The organism is Flintibacter porci (assembly GCF_041925195.1).
Classification (GTDB): domain Bacteria; phylum Bacillota; class Clostridia; order Oscillospirales; family Oscillospiraceae; genus Lawsonibacter; species Lawsonibacter porci.
This window is the reverse complement of the sequence record NZ_JBHEVB010000010.1, coordinates 77,297-91,001: the sequence shown is the minus strand read 5'-3', so window position 1 is coordinate 91,001 and position 13,705 is coordinate 77,297. Positions and strand designations below refer to the sequence as shown.

Annotated in this window: 14 protein-coding genes and 1 riboswitch; of the genes, 9 read left to right on the top strand and 5 right to left on the bottom strand. The window is 57.7% G+C overall.

What is annotated here, in order from left to right; genetic code table 11:
- Nucleotides 1-25: 25 nt before the first annotated feature.
- Together ACEVJL_RS11905 and ACEVJL_RS11900 are read left to right on the top strand one after the other, a co-directional pair.
- A complete protein-coding gene (locus tag ACEVJL_RS11905) occupies nucleotides 26-832 on the top strand; it encodes an ABC transporter ATP-binding protein (protein WP_374737997.1) in 807 nt (268 codons plus the stop codon).
- A 3-nt stretch (nucleotides 833-835) separates the two neighbouring features.
- Nucleotides 836-2,164: an ABC transporter permease gene (locus ACEVJL_RS11900; RefSeq protein WP_374737996.1), complete on the top strand. Its 1,329-nt coding sequence runs from the start codon at nucleotides 836-838 to the stop codon at nucleotides 2,162-2,164.
- A gap of 78 nt (nucleotides 2,165-2,242) precedes the next feature.
- On the opposite strand, the gene ACEVJL_RS11895 is transcribed toward ACEVJL_RS11900, so the two are convergent.
- Complete coding sequence (locus ACEVJL_RS11895; RefSeq protein ID WP_008979899.1) at nucleotides 2,243-2,446, bottom strand: DUF378 domain-containing protein; 204 nt, start codon at nucleotides 2,444-2,446, stop codon at nucleotides 2,243-2,245.
- An 80-nt stretch (nucleotides 2,447-2,526) separates the two neighbouring features.
- Entirely contained in the window at nucleotides 2,527-2,922 is a 396-nt protein-coding gene (gene cdd, locus ACEVJL_RS11890) for a cytidine deaminase (protein ID WP_008979898.1), read from the bottom strand.
- 129 nt (nucleotides 2,923-3,051) lie between these two features.
- Nucleotides 3,052-3,156: riboswitch (TPP riboswitch) on the top strand.
- Between the two features lie 60 nt (nucleotides 3,157-3,216).
- Here cdd and ACEVJL_RS11885 point away from each other — a divergent pair.
- The 4 genes from ACEVJL_RS11885 (at nucleotide 3,217) to ACEVJL_RS11870 (ending at nucleotide 6,064) form a co-directional block, all read left to right on the top strand.
- Nucleotides 3,217-3,879 carry an HAD family hydrolase gene (locus tag ACEVJL_RS11885; protein ID WP_374737995.1) on the top strand — a complete coding sequence of 221 codons (663 nt, stop codon included), beginning with the start codon at nucleotides 3,217-3,219 and terminating at the stop codon, nucleotides 3,877-3,879.
- A gap of 115 nt (nucleotides 3,880-3,994) precedes the next feature.
- Nucleotides 3,995-4,795 carry a bifunctional hydroxymethylpyrimidine kinase/phosphomethylpyrimidine kinase gene (gene thiD / locus ACEVJL_RS11880; RefSeq protein WP_374737994.1) on the top strand — a complete coding sequence of 267 codons (801 nt, stop codon included), beginning with the start codon at nucleotides 3,995-3,997 and terminating at the stop codon, nucleotides 4,793-4,795.
- The gene (locus ACEVJL_RS11875) at nucleotides 4,788-5,396 is read left to right on the top strand and encodes an energy-coupled thiamine transporter ThiT (RefSeq protein ID WP_374737993.1); all 609 of its coding nucleotides are present in this window, start codon (nucleotides 4,788-4,790) and stop codon (nucleotides 5,394-5,396) included. Before thiD ends, ACEVJL_RS11875 begins: the two co-directional genes overlap by 8 nt.
- Nucleotides 5,393-6,064, top strand: a complete 672-nt coding sequence (locus ACEVJL_RS11870) for a TenA family protein (protein WP_374737992.1) — start codon at nucleotides 5,393-5,395, stop codon at nucleotides 6,062-6,064. The genes ACEVJL_RS11875 and ACEVJL_RS11870 overlap by 4 nt, the downstream gene beginning before the upstream one ends.
- A gap of 51 nt (nucleotides 6,065-6,115) precedes the next feature.
- Here ACEVJL_RS11870 and ACEVJL_RS11865 read toward each other — a convergent pair whose 3' ends face one another.
- Together ACEVJL_RS11865 and ACEVJL_RS11860 are read right to left on the bottom strand one after the other, a co-directional pair.
- Complete coding sequence (locus ACEVJL_RS11865; RefSeq protein ID WP_374737991.1) at nucleotides 6,116-7,366, bottom strand: hypothetical protein; 1,251 nt, start codon at nucleotides 7,364-7,366, stop codon at nucleotides 6,116-6,118.
- Nucleotides 7,367-7,377: 11 nt separating this feature from the next.
- The gene (locus ACEVJL_RS11860) at nucleotides 7,378-8,226 is read right to left on the bottom strand and encodes a YwqG family protein (RefSeq protein WP_325207602.1); all 849 of its coding nucleotides are present in this window, start codon (nucleotides 8,224-8,226) and stop codon (nucleotides 7,378-7,380) included.
- Nucleotides 8,227-8,710: 484 nt separating this feature from the next.
- Between ACEVJL_RS11860 and ACEVJL_RS11855 the strand changes: the two genes are divergently transcribed.
- From ACEVJL_RS11855 to ACEVJL_RS11845, 3 genes are read left to right on the top strand one after another with little or no spacing between them, the layout of a single operon-like run.
- Entirely contained in the window at nucleotides 8,711-9,205 is a 495-nt protein-coding gene (locus ACEVJL_RS11855) for an NADH-quinone oxidoreductase subunit NuoE family protein (protein WP_008979891.1), read from the top strand.
- Nucleotides 9,192-11,087 carry an NADH-ubiquinone oxidoreductase-F iron-sulfur binding region domain-containing protein gene (locus ACEVJL_RS11850; RefSeq protein ID WP_374737990.1) on the top strand — a complete coding sequence of 632 codons (1,896 nt, stop codon included), beginning with the start codon at nucleotides 9,192-9,194 and terminating at the stop codon, nucleotides 11,085-11,087. Before ACEVJL_RS11855 ends, ACEVJL_RS11850 begins: the two co-directional genes overlap by 14 nt.
- Before the next feature lie 5 nt (nucleotides 11,088-11,092).
- Nucleotides 11,093-12,787 carry a [FeFe] hydrogenase, group A gene (locus ACEVJL_RS11845; RefSeq protein WP_008979889.1) on the top strand — a complete coding sequence of 565 codons (1,695 nt, stop codon included), beginning with the start codon at nucleotides 11,093-11,095 and terminating at the stop codon, nucleotides 12,785-12,787.
- Between the two features lie 59 nt (nucleotides 12,788-12,846).
- On the opposite strand, the gene ACEVJL_RS11840 is transcribed toward ACEVJL_RS11845, so the two are convergent.
- Entirely contained in the window at nucleotides 12,847-13,695 is an 849-nt protein-coding gene (locus ACEVJL_RS11840; RefSeq protein WP_374737989.1) for a sensor histidine kinase, read from the bottom strand.
- Nucleotides 13,696-13,705: the final 10 nt, after the last annotated feature.

Below are 13,705 nucleotides of genomic sequence, written 5' to 3'. Positions count from 1 at the left end.
TCATCCATAACAGAAAGGAGGCCGAATGATGGATGGATCTAATCTGCGCAGCCAGCCTGTGATTGAAGTCAGAGACCTCTGGAAGGAATACCCCGCAGGAGACGAAACTGTGGTGGCTCTCCGGGATATCACCTTGAATATTCACCGGGGAGATATCTGCTGTATCTTCGGTCCCTCCGGCTCCGGAAAGAGCACCCTGCTCAATCAGCTCTCCGGGCTGGAAAAGCCCACCCGGGGCGAGGTATTGATCGGCGGCGTCCCCATCTCTCGTCTGAGCGAGACACAGCTTACGAATTTCCGTCAGCGGCATCTGGGATTTGTCTTTCAATCCTATAACCTTCTGCCCAACCTGACGGCCACAGAAAATGTAGCTCTCCCGCTGATGTTCCGTGGGGTACCTAAGCCTCAGCGGGAGCAGGCAGCCAGAGAGCTTCTTGCCCGAGTGGGCCTGAGCCATCGGCTTAACCACTTTCCCAGCCAGATGTCCGGCGGCCAGCAGCAGCGCGTGGGCATTGCCCGGGCCTTTATCTCCCGGCCTGACATCGTCTTTGCCGATGAGCCCACAGGAAACCTGGACTCAAAAGCCACCTTCCAGGTCATGGATATGATCTGTTCCTTCGCCCGGGATTTCCACCAGACTGTCATTCTGGTCTCCCACGACCCGGAGATGGCCTCTTACGCGCATCATATCGTTACCCTGCTGGACGGCGGGATTATTCGGGAGCAGCATATGGAAAAGGAGAGGGGATTGTATGAATCAAATACCATTTCAGATCCGGTTTTGTTTGTTGAGCCATTCCGCCGCCTGCATTACCGGAATGTGGGGAATTAACCGGTGAGACGGCAAGACCTGTTCCACCTGTGCGCCCAGAATCTGCTCCGCAAAAAAACACGCACCTTTCTTACCACCCTGGGCGTGCTGATCGGATGCTGCTCCATTGTCATCACCGTATCCCTGGGTGTGGGCATGAAAGAGACTCAGGAAAAAGCTCTGTCAGAACTGGGAGACTTAACTATCATCACCGTAAATCCCCCTCAAAACAGCCAAACAGGCGCACTGGACGATCATCTGCTCCAACAGCTGCGGGAGATCAGCGGAGTAAAAGCAGTCACGCCGAAATTTACTCTGGATATTGACTCCGTTACCCTGTCCGCCGGACCAGACCACCGCTATGTGGCCCAATGGACCAACATCGTAGCTATGGATGTCAGCGTCATGGAAACCATGGGCTACCGCTTTTTGGAAGGCTCCCCTGCCACAAAGCCCGGCGATGCTATCATCGGGCAGTACATGGCCTATAATTTGAAAGATACCTTACGCCCCGAGGGGGACGATATGGTCAACCGCTTTGACGGCGACTGGGATGGATTCGGCAATCAGATTTCTGTCCCCGCCCCCTACCTGGATCCCATCGGCCAGGAATTTACCTTGGAAGTGAAAACCCGTGCTGGGGTATTTTCTATGCCGCTGCATCCGGTGGGTGTGATAAAAGAAGACTACTCCAAGGGCAACGAGACCGTTGACGGCGTTATGATCTCCCTGGATGACCTGCGCCGCCTCCTGGGACAGGCCGACCATGATATTCCCATCTCCTATGACAGCATTTTAGTCAAGACCTCCAGCATCAGCCAGGTCTCGGGAGTAGAGGGTAAGATCAACGCTATGGGATATCCCACCGAATCCATGGAGAGCGTACGCAAGCCCTTAGAAAAAGAAGCCCAGCATAGACAGATGACACTGGGCAGCTTGGGTGCCATCTCGCTGTTTGTGGCCGCGCTGGGCATTATCAATACCATGATCATGTCTATCTCCGAGCGCACTCGGGAGATCGGAATCATGAAATCTCTGGGCTGCCCGGTCTCCGACATCCGGATCATGTTTTTGGCGGAAGCCGGTGCCATTGGCTTTATGGGTGGTATATCTGCCTGTGTCATCAGTGTTATTATCTCGGCGGCTATTAACTTCATATCCATGGGGCCCAGCTTAGACCATCTCATTCCTGCTCTGCTTGGCGGAGAGGATGTGGCAAGGATTTCGGTGATCCCACCGTGGCTTCTGCTCTTTGCCGTCCTTTTCTCTGTTCTCATCGGCTTGGGCGCAGGCTGCTATCCGGCCAACAAGGCGGTACGCATCTCCGTTTTAGAGGCCATCAAAAGCGAGTAGGCAGCCAAACAAAATTATACTCTCTATAAAAGACAGGAAGGCAGTCCGTTTCGGACTGCCTTCCTGTTTTTGTGAGAGTCAGTGGTTTTTATCTGTGTCCCGAAACAGCAGGGTAATACACCACAGCGCCGACAGGCCCACCACGGTGTAGATCACCCGGCTGATCAGTCCATCAGACCCACCGCCGACAAAGGCCACCAGATCAAACTGAAACAGTCCCACGCTGCCCCAGTTCAGCCCGCCGATAATCAGCAGGGCCAAAGCGATCTTGTCCATGATCACGTCAGATTACCTCCTCGGATTGGGTTCCGGGGATAGCATTTCCAGGCCAGAGAAAAACTATGCACGGACAACACGCAATTTCATTTTAACGATGCCGGTCCAAATCCCATGGGAAGTAGTTCCCACAAGCCTGCCTGCTGAAACTGGCCATGCTGATTGACCGCCAGCACCCGAAGTTTTGGCGCAAATTCATACAGCATCTGCCGGCAGGCGCCGCAGGGCCAGCAAAAATCCTCTCCGCTGCCCGCAATAGCCAGTGTGGTCCAGCCGGTGGTCCGTCCCTCACTTACCGCCTTCACCAGGGCGGTACGCTCCGCGCACAGAGTGGAACCGTAGGCCGCATTTTCCACATTGCAGCCGGTAAACACCGTTCCGTCCTCGCATAAGAGAGCCGCGCCCACTGCAAAATGAGAATAGGGTGCATAAGAAAATTTCCGCATCTCCAAGGCTCGCTGCACCAGTTCCTGATCGGTCATGTTCCTGCCTCCTTCTCCCGCGCTCGGGCGGGCGTCTGTTCTCTTCTAGCATACCCCAGCAGAAAAAAACTTGCAATCTTCTTTTCCCGTGCTATAATATTTTCCAGCGGACCGCCGACAGCGGTCCACTGCAATCAAAAAGGGAGCTCGCAAACGGGCTGAGAGGAAGCTGTGCGCTTCGACCTGTGACCTGATTTGGGTAATGCCAACGTAGGGAGATTATGGTATGCGTACGCCGCGGGATTGTCTCTCTCGAGAGATACCCGGGGTGATTTTGTTTTTGGAGGCACTTCTATGGCCCACTTTCTTCCCCAGGCAGCCATTTTTGATCTGGACGGCACCCTTACCGACTCCATGTACGTCTGGGACCACATTCCAGAGGAGTTGGTACGCCGGTTTGGCGGCCATCCCGCTCCCGATCTGTCCCACACGCTGCGCGCGATGAGTTCTCCTCAGGCCATCGACTACCTGATCCGCACCTACCATCTCCCCGCTTCCTCCCAGCAGCTCATGGAGGCCATGGAGGACTTGGCTGACCGGGAATACCGGGACCAAGTTCCTTTGAAGCAAGGCGTTCGCCCTCTTCTGGAGCGGCTTCACCAACTTGGCGTGCCCTGCGCCGTGGCTACCGCAAGCCAGGTCCATCAGGCCAGGCAGGCTCTGGAGCGGCTGGACGTCTGGCCCTTTTTCTCCTTTGTTCTGAGCGCAACTCAGTACGGTCCCAAGACCCGCCCGGACCTCTATCTGGAGGCCGCCAGGCAGCTGGGAGCCGCTCCGCAGCGAACCCTGGTCTTTGAAGATGCCCTTCACGCCGCCCAGACCGCCGTTCAGGCCGGCTTCCAGGTAGTTGGCGTGTATGACGCCTTTTCCTCCGAGGACCAGCCTGCGCTGAAGGAAATCTGCCGCTGGCATCTGAAACAGCTGGACGATCCGTCCTTTCTCGCCCAGCTGGGCTAAATCTGTTTCCCCCAGGTTCTTAGGAAGAACCGTTTATGTATGCGGCGAATTGGGGGCACCACCTTTCGTCGCACTATAAAACTTCAATGCGTCAAAACAGAAAGGAGTCTTAACTATGAAAACCGCATTGACGATCGCTGGAAGCGATTCCAGCGGAGGCGCCGGGATCCAAGCCGATATCAAGACCATGACGGCCAATGGCGTATATGCCATGAGCGCTGTCACCGCCCTGACGGCCCAGAACACCACCGGCGTTTACGGCATCCTGGAGTCCACCCCTGAGTTTCTTGCCAACCAGCTGGACTGTGTCTTCACGGACATCTTCCCTGACGCAGTCAAAACCGGAATGGTCTCCTCCACCGCCCTGATCCAGGTCATCGCGGACAAGCTCAAACAGTATGGGGCAAAAAACATTGTGGTAGACCCGGTGATGGTGGCCACCAGCGGCTCCCGCCTTATTTCCGAGGAGGCGGTGGAGGCCCTGAAGGAACAGCTGCTTACTCTGGCTACCCTTCTTACCCCCAACATCCCCGAGGCCCAGGTTCTCTCCGGCATGACCATTACCACCGCAGAGGATATGGAGCGGGCCGCCCAGGCCATCAGCGAGACCTACGGCTGCGCCGTACTGTGTAAGGGAGGCCATCAGATCCACGATGCAGATGACCTTCTCTGGCGGGATGGCCAGAGCACCTGGTTCCGTGGCCGCCGCATTGACAACCCCAATACCCACGGCACCGGCTGTACGCTCTCCAGTGCCATCGCCTCCAACCTGGCTAAGGGCTACGACCTGACCCAGGCTGTGGAGCGCTCCAAGGCCTACATCTCCGGCGCTCTGGCAGCCATGCTGGATCTGGGCGCAGGCAGCGGCCCCATGGACCACCTGTTTGCTCTGCGGGGGGAGTTCGTGGATGACTAACCTGATCGTTGCAGCCTTTACCCTCTGCTATTTTGCCGTTACCCTGTTTTTGTGCCGCGGGATCCGCCTGTCTGCCCGGGATATCTGTCTTGCCGGCCTGATGTCGGCGACCACCCTGGTGCTGCGCTGTTTCCTGATCACCCTGCCCAACGGGAGCCATATCAGTCTTGGCGCCATGCTGCCCATCCTTCTGCTCTCCCTTCTGGTCAACGCCAGGGTGGCCTTCTGCGCTGGATGGGTCACCGGCCTGCTGGCCATGCTTCTGCTGCCTGACTGGCAGCCGGTACACTGGGCCCAGCCTTTTGTGGAACAGCTTATCTGCTTCTCCGCTTTGGGCTATGCCAGTGTCTTTGGAACCGACCGGCGCTGGAAAATCATCCTGGGCACCACACTGGCGGTTGCCCTCAGCGTGACCAGTCATATTATGGCCGGTGCAGTTTTCTTTGCCCAGTACGCCTGGGACGGCTACGGCCCCTGGGCATACAGCATTGTGGCTAATCTGTCGGGCCACGGCACAGAGGGTCTGCTTACCATTATTCTTGTCTCCGTGCTGCCTGTGCGGCGGCTGGAGAAATCCATTAAGGCAGGTGTACCGCAATGACATTCACGCAGGAACTGATCGAGAAAAATTTGTCTGTGTGGCAGCAATGCCTGGACTCCCCCTTTCTTCAGCAGCTTGGAGCAGGAACCTTGGATGAAGCCTGTTTCAAGGGCTATATTGTGGATGACAGCCTCTACCTCCGGGAATATGCCAAAGTATTTGCCTGGGGCATGACCAAAGCCGAGGATTTGGAGGCCATCCGAACCTACTATTCCCTGCTCTCCTTTGTCAACGAAGGGGAGGGCGCTACCCGCCTGGTCTACCTCAAGCGCTACGGTTTGGATGACGCCTCCATCCAGCACCTGCCGCAGCGTCCGGAAAATCTGGCCTACACCGACTGTATGGTAAAGGCCGCCCGGGATGGCCAGGGTGCCCCGGAGTGCATGATGGCCTGTCTGCCCTGCATGGTCAGCTATCAGTGGATCTTCCAGCGGCTGCTGCAGCAGTATCCCAACGTCCGGCAGACCCCCTTCTGGCCTCTGGTTCGGGACTACACCAGTGATGCCTATGAGCAGGCCTGCCAAAGCTGGCTGGCATATACGGACCGGATCTGTCAGGATCTGGACGGGGAACGCAAGGTCCAGTGCAGTGAGATATTCCGGGAATGTTCCCTCCATGAACTGCACTTCTGGGAAATGAGCTTACAGCCCCGCACCGATCTTCCCTGATGTTCTTCTCTGTCTAAAAAACAAGCCCCTGCCGATGGCAGGGGCTTGTTTTTATTTCAAAATGCTCATCCGCTCCAGGCGGTCATAGATATCCTCCCGGTGTTCCGGGTGGAGATAGGTGATGGTAATAATAAACAGCGTATCTCCCGCCACCGCTTCACAGGACACGCGGTAGAGCAAATCGTCGTCTTTCTTCTTGGGGGGCATCTCCTTCCAACCCCAATGGGCTTGTCCGCCCTCCAGCTGCTTGGTGCGGACATCCTGCAGCTGGGCCATGTCCATTCCAAACTGTGCCGATCCCATCCTGCTGCGCAGCGCAGTGAAATGCCAAATGGGGCTCTCGCTCTCCTCATCCCGCCAGATCGCTCCAGCGCTGTCCATACCACCGTTGGACCACTCGTAGTGGTACAGACCGGGCAGGGGCACCACAAGCTTGTCGTAGGGCTGCAGAACCTCTCCTCTGCGGTAACCGATGGGATAAAGTTCCTCCATCTCAGGCACATCTTCCGGCATGTTGGGGGTACGATCGTCCAGAATGCAAAGTTCCCGGTAATCCGCCACCGGCTGGGGCAGAGACGGGTCCATGGCGGCAGAGCGCTCCAGGGTATCCAGAATATCGGCATTGATCTGCCGGTCCTGATAGCTGCGGTCGGAGGGTGCAAAGCAGCAGTCCTCCCAGAACTGTTTCAGCGCTCGGTTGCGCAGATACAGGGCATTCATCCCCGGCTGATCCCACAAAAACAGGTACTGCGCCAGCTCCTCCAGCGCCCCCTTCTCAAGCTTTTCCTTTAACCACGCCACTGGGAACCGTCCCAGAGGCGTTGCAATGGTGTCGGGCACCACCTCTGGCCGGTACTGGTCCACTTCCCAGAAAAGATATCCCATCTCTCCCGGCGCAGTCTTTTCCAGCACCTGGCTCACCTGCTCCTCCAGCCAGGGGAGAAACCACTCCCGGCGCAGAGCCCCAAAATCCCGGTCCTGCTGGTAGTCCGAGCGGTCCTGAACGTTCCACTCCTTGATTCCAAGGCCTCCCAGCTCCTCCAGCAGCTCCAGGGCCGCCTTATGAAAGCCGGGACCGACGGGGGTGGTGTTGCACCCACACCGCAGATTCCACTGGCCAAACAGTCCCTTCTCCTTGGTCCAGGCAAAATCCAGATAACCACGGGGACACATAACAATACGCATGCCCTCTTCCCACACGCCCAGGCGCAGGTTTCGCTGCTTGACCAGACGCTGGACCGATTTCACCAAAGTATCCTTGCTGCGGATCTTTCCCGTGCAGGTGATATCAATATTGCCCATGCTCGTCCTCCTCAGCAGCACTGCTGGATCAGCCAAACCCGGTCAAACCGGCGCTGGGCCAGATCCTCCCGGCGGATGTAGAAGTAGATTCGGCCGCAGTCGCCGAACATCAGCTCGAAGTCTCCGTTTTCCACGGTGTCAAGCTGGAAGAGCAGCTGCCACTCCCGGACGCTGGGAGTACGCAGGGCGCCGCGCTCCTCCATGGGAATATTCTCCCAGCTTCCTCCCAGATAGTATCCCCGGCTAATGAGTTCACATTGCAGGGTCATATTGTTCTGAATGATGTCCGGCCAGCCCAGCAGCTGGGAGCGGTTGGCCGGGTAGTCCATCCCCAGCTCCCGCCGGGCCTGGTCAAAGATACGGTAGTCGTTGGCGGTCCAGGGGTACTCCAGGGCAGGACAGGCATCCTGAAAATCCGGAGCATCTGCCGCCCCGGACAGCTCCGCCGCCAGTTCCGGCAGGCGGAACTCCTCCTCCAGCTCTGCCGGGAATTCCGCCCGAGCCAGGTTGCCCTTAAACCAGAATACCTGGGCACACCCCTGGTCCTTGGGATCATAACCCCAGCGCTGAGACCCCAGCTCATAGAAAAAGGAGAGGACACCCTCATGGGGCAGCAGTCCCTCCTTATCCAGAGCAGCCAGCTGAGCACAGTCAAACTGGGCCAAAAAGGCCAGAGGCCGCTCCTTCACCTGGTCATCCTCCCGGGTGTCGGTTTCAAATACCGGCCAGACGAAATCTGCCGGCACATCGGGCCGGCCGCCGAACTTACTTGCACCCACGGCAAGCTGCTCGCTGTGAGAAACAAACCGGGTATCGATCCGGCTGCGGTAGAGTTGAGGCAAGATGTTTTTCCAATCCATGGCGGTGTTCCTTTCCGGGGGCCTCCCCCCTGTCAAAACGCTTGATATCATCCTACCACAACTCCTGTACTTTGGTCAAATATTACAGCGTCATCTCACCTCACTCCTGATACCCGCCTCTCGCCTCTCCACCCTGTTTCCTTATTTTTACTTTCACTTTTCTCCGATTCTGCCCTTTTTTCCTCTTTCCTTGTCCCGTTTGGCCGGGACAAATTTTCTTGAAAGAAAGAAACTTTCAGACTTTTTCCCTCCCCTGCACCAGTCCTCTTTTTGACATATCATCTTGCCTTTCCAATTGAAACGGAGAGAGAAAAATGCCGTCAAATTTGCATTATTTCTTCAATATTGAATTTTTCCCTGCATTTTCCCATTCCAACTTTTCGTTATTATAACCAATAGATTTCCATTCTTTCATCCTTTATTATGTATAATATGTGGGGAAACTGCGCTTCTCAGCGCTTAACGGAAAGAAGAGGTGTAAACAATGTCCAACGGTATCTCATTGGCCCGCGTGGAGGAGATCATCAACTCCTACGGCTGCCAGCGCCACCAGTTGATCGCCATCATGCAGGACGTACAGGCCGAGTTTAAATATCTTAGCCCCCAGGTCCTGGAACTGATCGCACAGAAGCTGAACATCGGCGTGGCAAAGGTGTACAGCGTGGCCACATTCTACGAAAACTTCTCCCTGGAAGCCAAGGGAAAGTACATTATCAAGGTATGTGACGGCACCGCCTGTCACGTGCGGAAATCTCAGCCCATCTATAACGCCATCCGGGAGTATCTGGAGCTGGAGGATAAGCAGAAGACCTCTGCCGACGGACTGTTTACCCTGGAGACGGTGGCCTGCTTGGGCGCCTGCGGACTGGCTCCCGTAGTCACCGTCAACGATCAGGTCCACTCCAAAATGAGCCCCGAACTGGCCATCGACCTGTTGGAGTCCCTGCGAAAGGAGGAGGCCGCCCATGAACGCAGCTAAATTGACCCGTGACCAGTTGAAGGTCCGACAGATGAAGGCCAAGCGGGCACTGGAAGCACAGCGCCGCCAGGTTCTCATCTGCGCCGGTACCGGCTGTATTGCCGGCGGCTCTCTGAATATCTACGACAGACTGAAAGAGGAGTGCCAGCGCCGGGGACTGAACGTCCATGTGGGCCTTCTCCGGGAGGACGAAACCCCTGAGACCAAGTCCGACGACATCAACCTTAAGCGCAGCGGCTGCCACGGCTTCTGCGAGATGGGTCCCCTGCTCCAGATCGAGCCCGACGGCATTCTCTACACCCACGTACAGGTGGAGGACTGCGACGACATCATCGAGCAGACTCTGCTGCGGGGCAAGGTGATTCCCCGGCTGCTCTACCAGCTGGATGGAGTAACCTATGAGAAGCATGAGGACATCCCCTTCTATCATAAGCAGCACCGCATCGTGCTGGAAAACTGCGGCACCACCGACGCGGAGGATATTGACGAATATCTGGCCAAGGATGGCTACTCTGCCTTTGAAAAGGCTCTGTTTGAGATGACCGACGAGGCCATCTGCAAGGAAATTATGGATTCCGGCCTGCGTGGCCGAGGCGGCGGCGGCTTCCCCGCCGGCCGCAAATGGGAGAGCGTGCGTCAGCAGCCCAAGGGCAAGAAGTACGTGGTGTGCAACGGCGACGAGGGTGACCCTGGCGCCTTTATGGACCGCTCCATCATGGAGGGCAATCCCCACTCCATCATCGAGGGCATGCTCATCGCCGGTGTGGCGGCGGGCAGTGACGAGGGCTACATCTACGTCCGCGCCGAGTATCCCTTGGCCGTGTCCCGTCTGCGCAACGCCATCGCCCGGGCGGAGGAGCTGGGCCTGCTGGGCGACCATATTCTGGGCACTGACTTCTCCTTCCATCTTCATGTAAACCGGGGTGCAGGCGCCTTCGTCTGCGGCGAAGGCAGCGCCCTCACCGCCTCCATCGAGGGCAACCGCGGCATGCCCCGTGTAAAGCCTCCCCGTACCGTGGAGCATGGCCTGTGGGCTCAGCCTACGGTTCTCAACAACGTGGAGACCTTCTCCACCGTTCCTCTCATCATCCGCAACGGCTCCAAGTGGTACCGCTCCATCGGCACCGAGAAGAGCCCGGGCACCAAGGCCTTCGCCCTCACCGGCAACGTGGTGAACACCGGCCTCATCGAGGTCCCCATGGGCACCACCCTGCGGGAGGTCATCTTTGACATCGGCGGCGGCATCAAGGACGGTAAGAAGTTCAAGGCCGTCCAGATCGGCGGCCCCTCCGGCGGCTGTCTCACCGAGGAGCACCTGGATATGCCCATGGACTTCGACTCCCTGAAGAAAGTGGGCGCCATGATCGGCTCCGGCGGTCTGGTGGTTATGGACGAGGACACCTGTATGGTAGAGGTGGCCCGTTTCTTCATGAACTTCACCCAGAATGAATCCTGCGGCAAGTGCGTTCCCTGCCGTGAGGGTACCCGCCGCATGCTGGAGATTCTTACCCGCATTGTCAACAATGAGGGCTCTCTGGAGGACCTGGACCTGCTGGAGACTTTGGCCAACACCATTACCGAGACCTCTCTGTGCGGCCTGGGCCAGAGCGCCTGTAAGCCGGTCCAGAGCACCCTGAAGTACTTCCGGGATGAATACCTGGCCCACGTAGTGGATAAGCACTGCCCCCACTGCAACGGCCGTAAGAAGGAGCTGCAGATCGATCCCGAGCTGTGTAAGGGCTGCGGCAAGTGCATGAAGCAGTGTCCCATGGACGCCATCTCCGGCCAGATCCGGATGCCCCATGTCATTGACACAGAAAAATGTATCAAATGCGGCGCGTGCTGGGGCTGCTGTCCCTTCGGCGCCATTCGAGAGGAGTGAGCACTATGGCAAAGGGAATCATGTATATCGACGGCCAGCGGGTCCCCTTCGACGGGGAACCCAACGTGCTCTCCGTCATCCGCAAGGCAGGCATCGAAATGCCCACCTTCTGCTACTACTCCGACCTGTCTGTCTACGGCGCCTGCCGTATGTGCGTGGTAGAGGACGAACGGGGCAAGATCGAGACCTCTTGCTCCATGAAGCCTCGGGATGGCCTGTCCATCCGCACCAACACCGCCCGTCTGCTCAAGCACCGGCGGATGATTTTGGAACTGCTCCTCGCCTCCCACAACTGCAGCTGCACCACCTGTGAAAAGAGCGGCGACTGCCGCCTGCAGGAGCTGGCCATGCGCTTTGGCGTGCGCCGGGTGCGCTTCGGGGACAGCCGGGAGGAGTCTACTCTGGACGACAGCAGTCCCGCTGTGGTCCGTGACCCCAGCAAGTGCATTCTGTGCGGCGACTGCGTACGCATGTGTGAGGAGACCATCGGCATGGGCATCATCGACTTTGCCCGCCGTGGCTACAATATGCGGGTCTCCCCCGCCTTTGGCCGCAACCTCTCGGAGACCCACTGCATCAGCTGCGGCCAGTGTGCCGCTGTGTGTCCCACCGGCGCCATCACCATCTACAACCAGATCGGCAAGGCCTGGCGCGCCATCCACGACCCCCAAAAGCGGGTGGTGGTCCAGATCGCTCCCGCCGTCCGCGTGGCAGTAGGCGAGGCCTTCGGCCTGCCCGCGGGCCAGAACGTGCTGGACCAGCTGGTCACCGCGCTGAAATTCATGGGCGTGGATGAAGTATACGACACCACCTTCGGCGCCGACTTCACCACCATTGAGGAGTCGCAGGAGTTCCTGGCCCGTCTGGAAAAGGGCGGTCCCTTCCCCATGTTCACCTCCTGCTGCCCCGCTTGGGTCAAGTATCTGGAAAATGAGAATCCCAAATATCTGAAGAACATCTCCACCTGTAAATCTCCCATGGAGATGTTTGCTGCCATCATCCGGGAACACTATCAGAAGAAGGATGCGGAAGACGGTCGTTCCACCTTCCACATCGCGATCATGCCCTGCACCGCCAAGAAGATGGAGGCCGCCCGGCCCCAGTTCTACCACAACGGCAAGCCCGATGTGGATGTGGTGCTCACCACCCAGGAGATCATCAACATGATCAAGGAGTCGGGCATCCAGCTGCCCCAGATGGAGCTGGAGTCCCCCGATCTTCCCTTCGGTCTTGGCTCGGGCGCAGCCGTGATCTACGGCTCCTCCGGCGGCGTGGCTGAGTCTGTGGTGCGTTACTGCCTGCCTGACAAGAGCAAAAACACCCTGCGTGAATTGCAGTATTCCCCCCTGCGGGGCAATGAGGCTATCCGTGAGGCCACCGTACAGGTGGGTGAGCGGGAAATCAAGCTGGCTGTGGTTCACGGCCTCATCAACGCTCAGAAGCTGCTCAAGGAGATCGATGCGGGCACCGCCTATTACGACCTGGTAGAGGTCATGACCTGCCCCAGCGGCTGCGTAGGCGGCGCCGGACAGCCCTACGGCCTCAAGCAGAAAAAGCAGGACCGGGCCGCTGGCCTGTATGCTGCCGACCGGGCCGCTCCCTTCAAGCGTGCGGAGAAGAACCCGGTGGTTCTGGACTTCCTCAACAATTACACTCCCGAGCAGCGCCACGAACTGCTCCACACCAGTTATCAAGGCTGACCATTTCTTTTCCCAAAACAGCACACAGGCCGTCCATATTTCTATGGACGGCCTGTGTGTTATTTCTCCTCCTGCTGCCAGACCCGGGGAAGGGTCACGGTAAAGCAGGTTCCATTTTGAGCGTCACTTTTCACTTCGATCTGTCCCCGGTGGAACTGAACGATGGTATGGGCAATGGCCAATCCCAGGCCATACCCTCCCTCCTTCCGGCTGCGGGAGCCGTCGGCCCGGTAAAACCGCTGAAACAAGTGATCCAAGTGTTCCGGCGGAATCGGTTGTCCGGTATTGGTCACTGTCAGTACCGCCCGTTCCTGGCGGCGCTGCAGCTCCAGCCTCACCCGTCCGGCCTCTCCGGCATACTTGACTGCGTTGTCCAGCAAAATCATAACCAGCCGCTCCAGGCAGTCCAGATCGCCGTGGATGGACAGTCTGGGCTGGATCTCACTGTCCAGCTCTACTCCACTCTCAAAGGCCACCGATTCAAACCGCAGCACGCAGCCGGTGACCAAGTCGCTGAGGTTGCATATCTGCGTTTTGGCAGACTGCCTGGCGTCGTCATGCTTGGCCAGAAACAGCATATCCTCCACCAGCCCCTTCATCCGCTGGGCCTCTTCCTGAATGTAGCTGATCCACTTATGTTGGGATGCTACGGTCTCATCCGGATGCCCCTCTACGATCCCGGCGTTGGCCAAAATCACGGTCAGCGGTGTTTTTAACTCGTGGGAGGCGTCGGCTACAAACTGAGGTGGAATCCCATCCCGGCGCAGCATCAGCGTCATTACGGTCACACTCTCTCGCTCCAGCTGACTGGCTGTGGAGTATACCAGCGTGCCAAACACCGCCAGCAGCACCAGAGTCACCAGCAGCATGTTAATCAGGATAAATTTTATCCGCAGTCTGCGAAGCATCCTATAACCT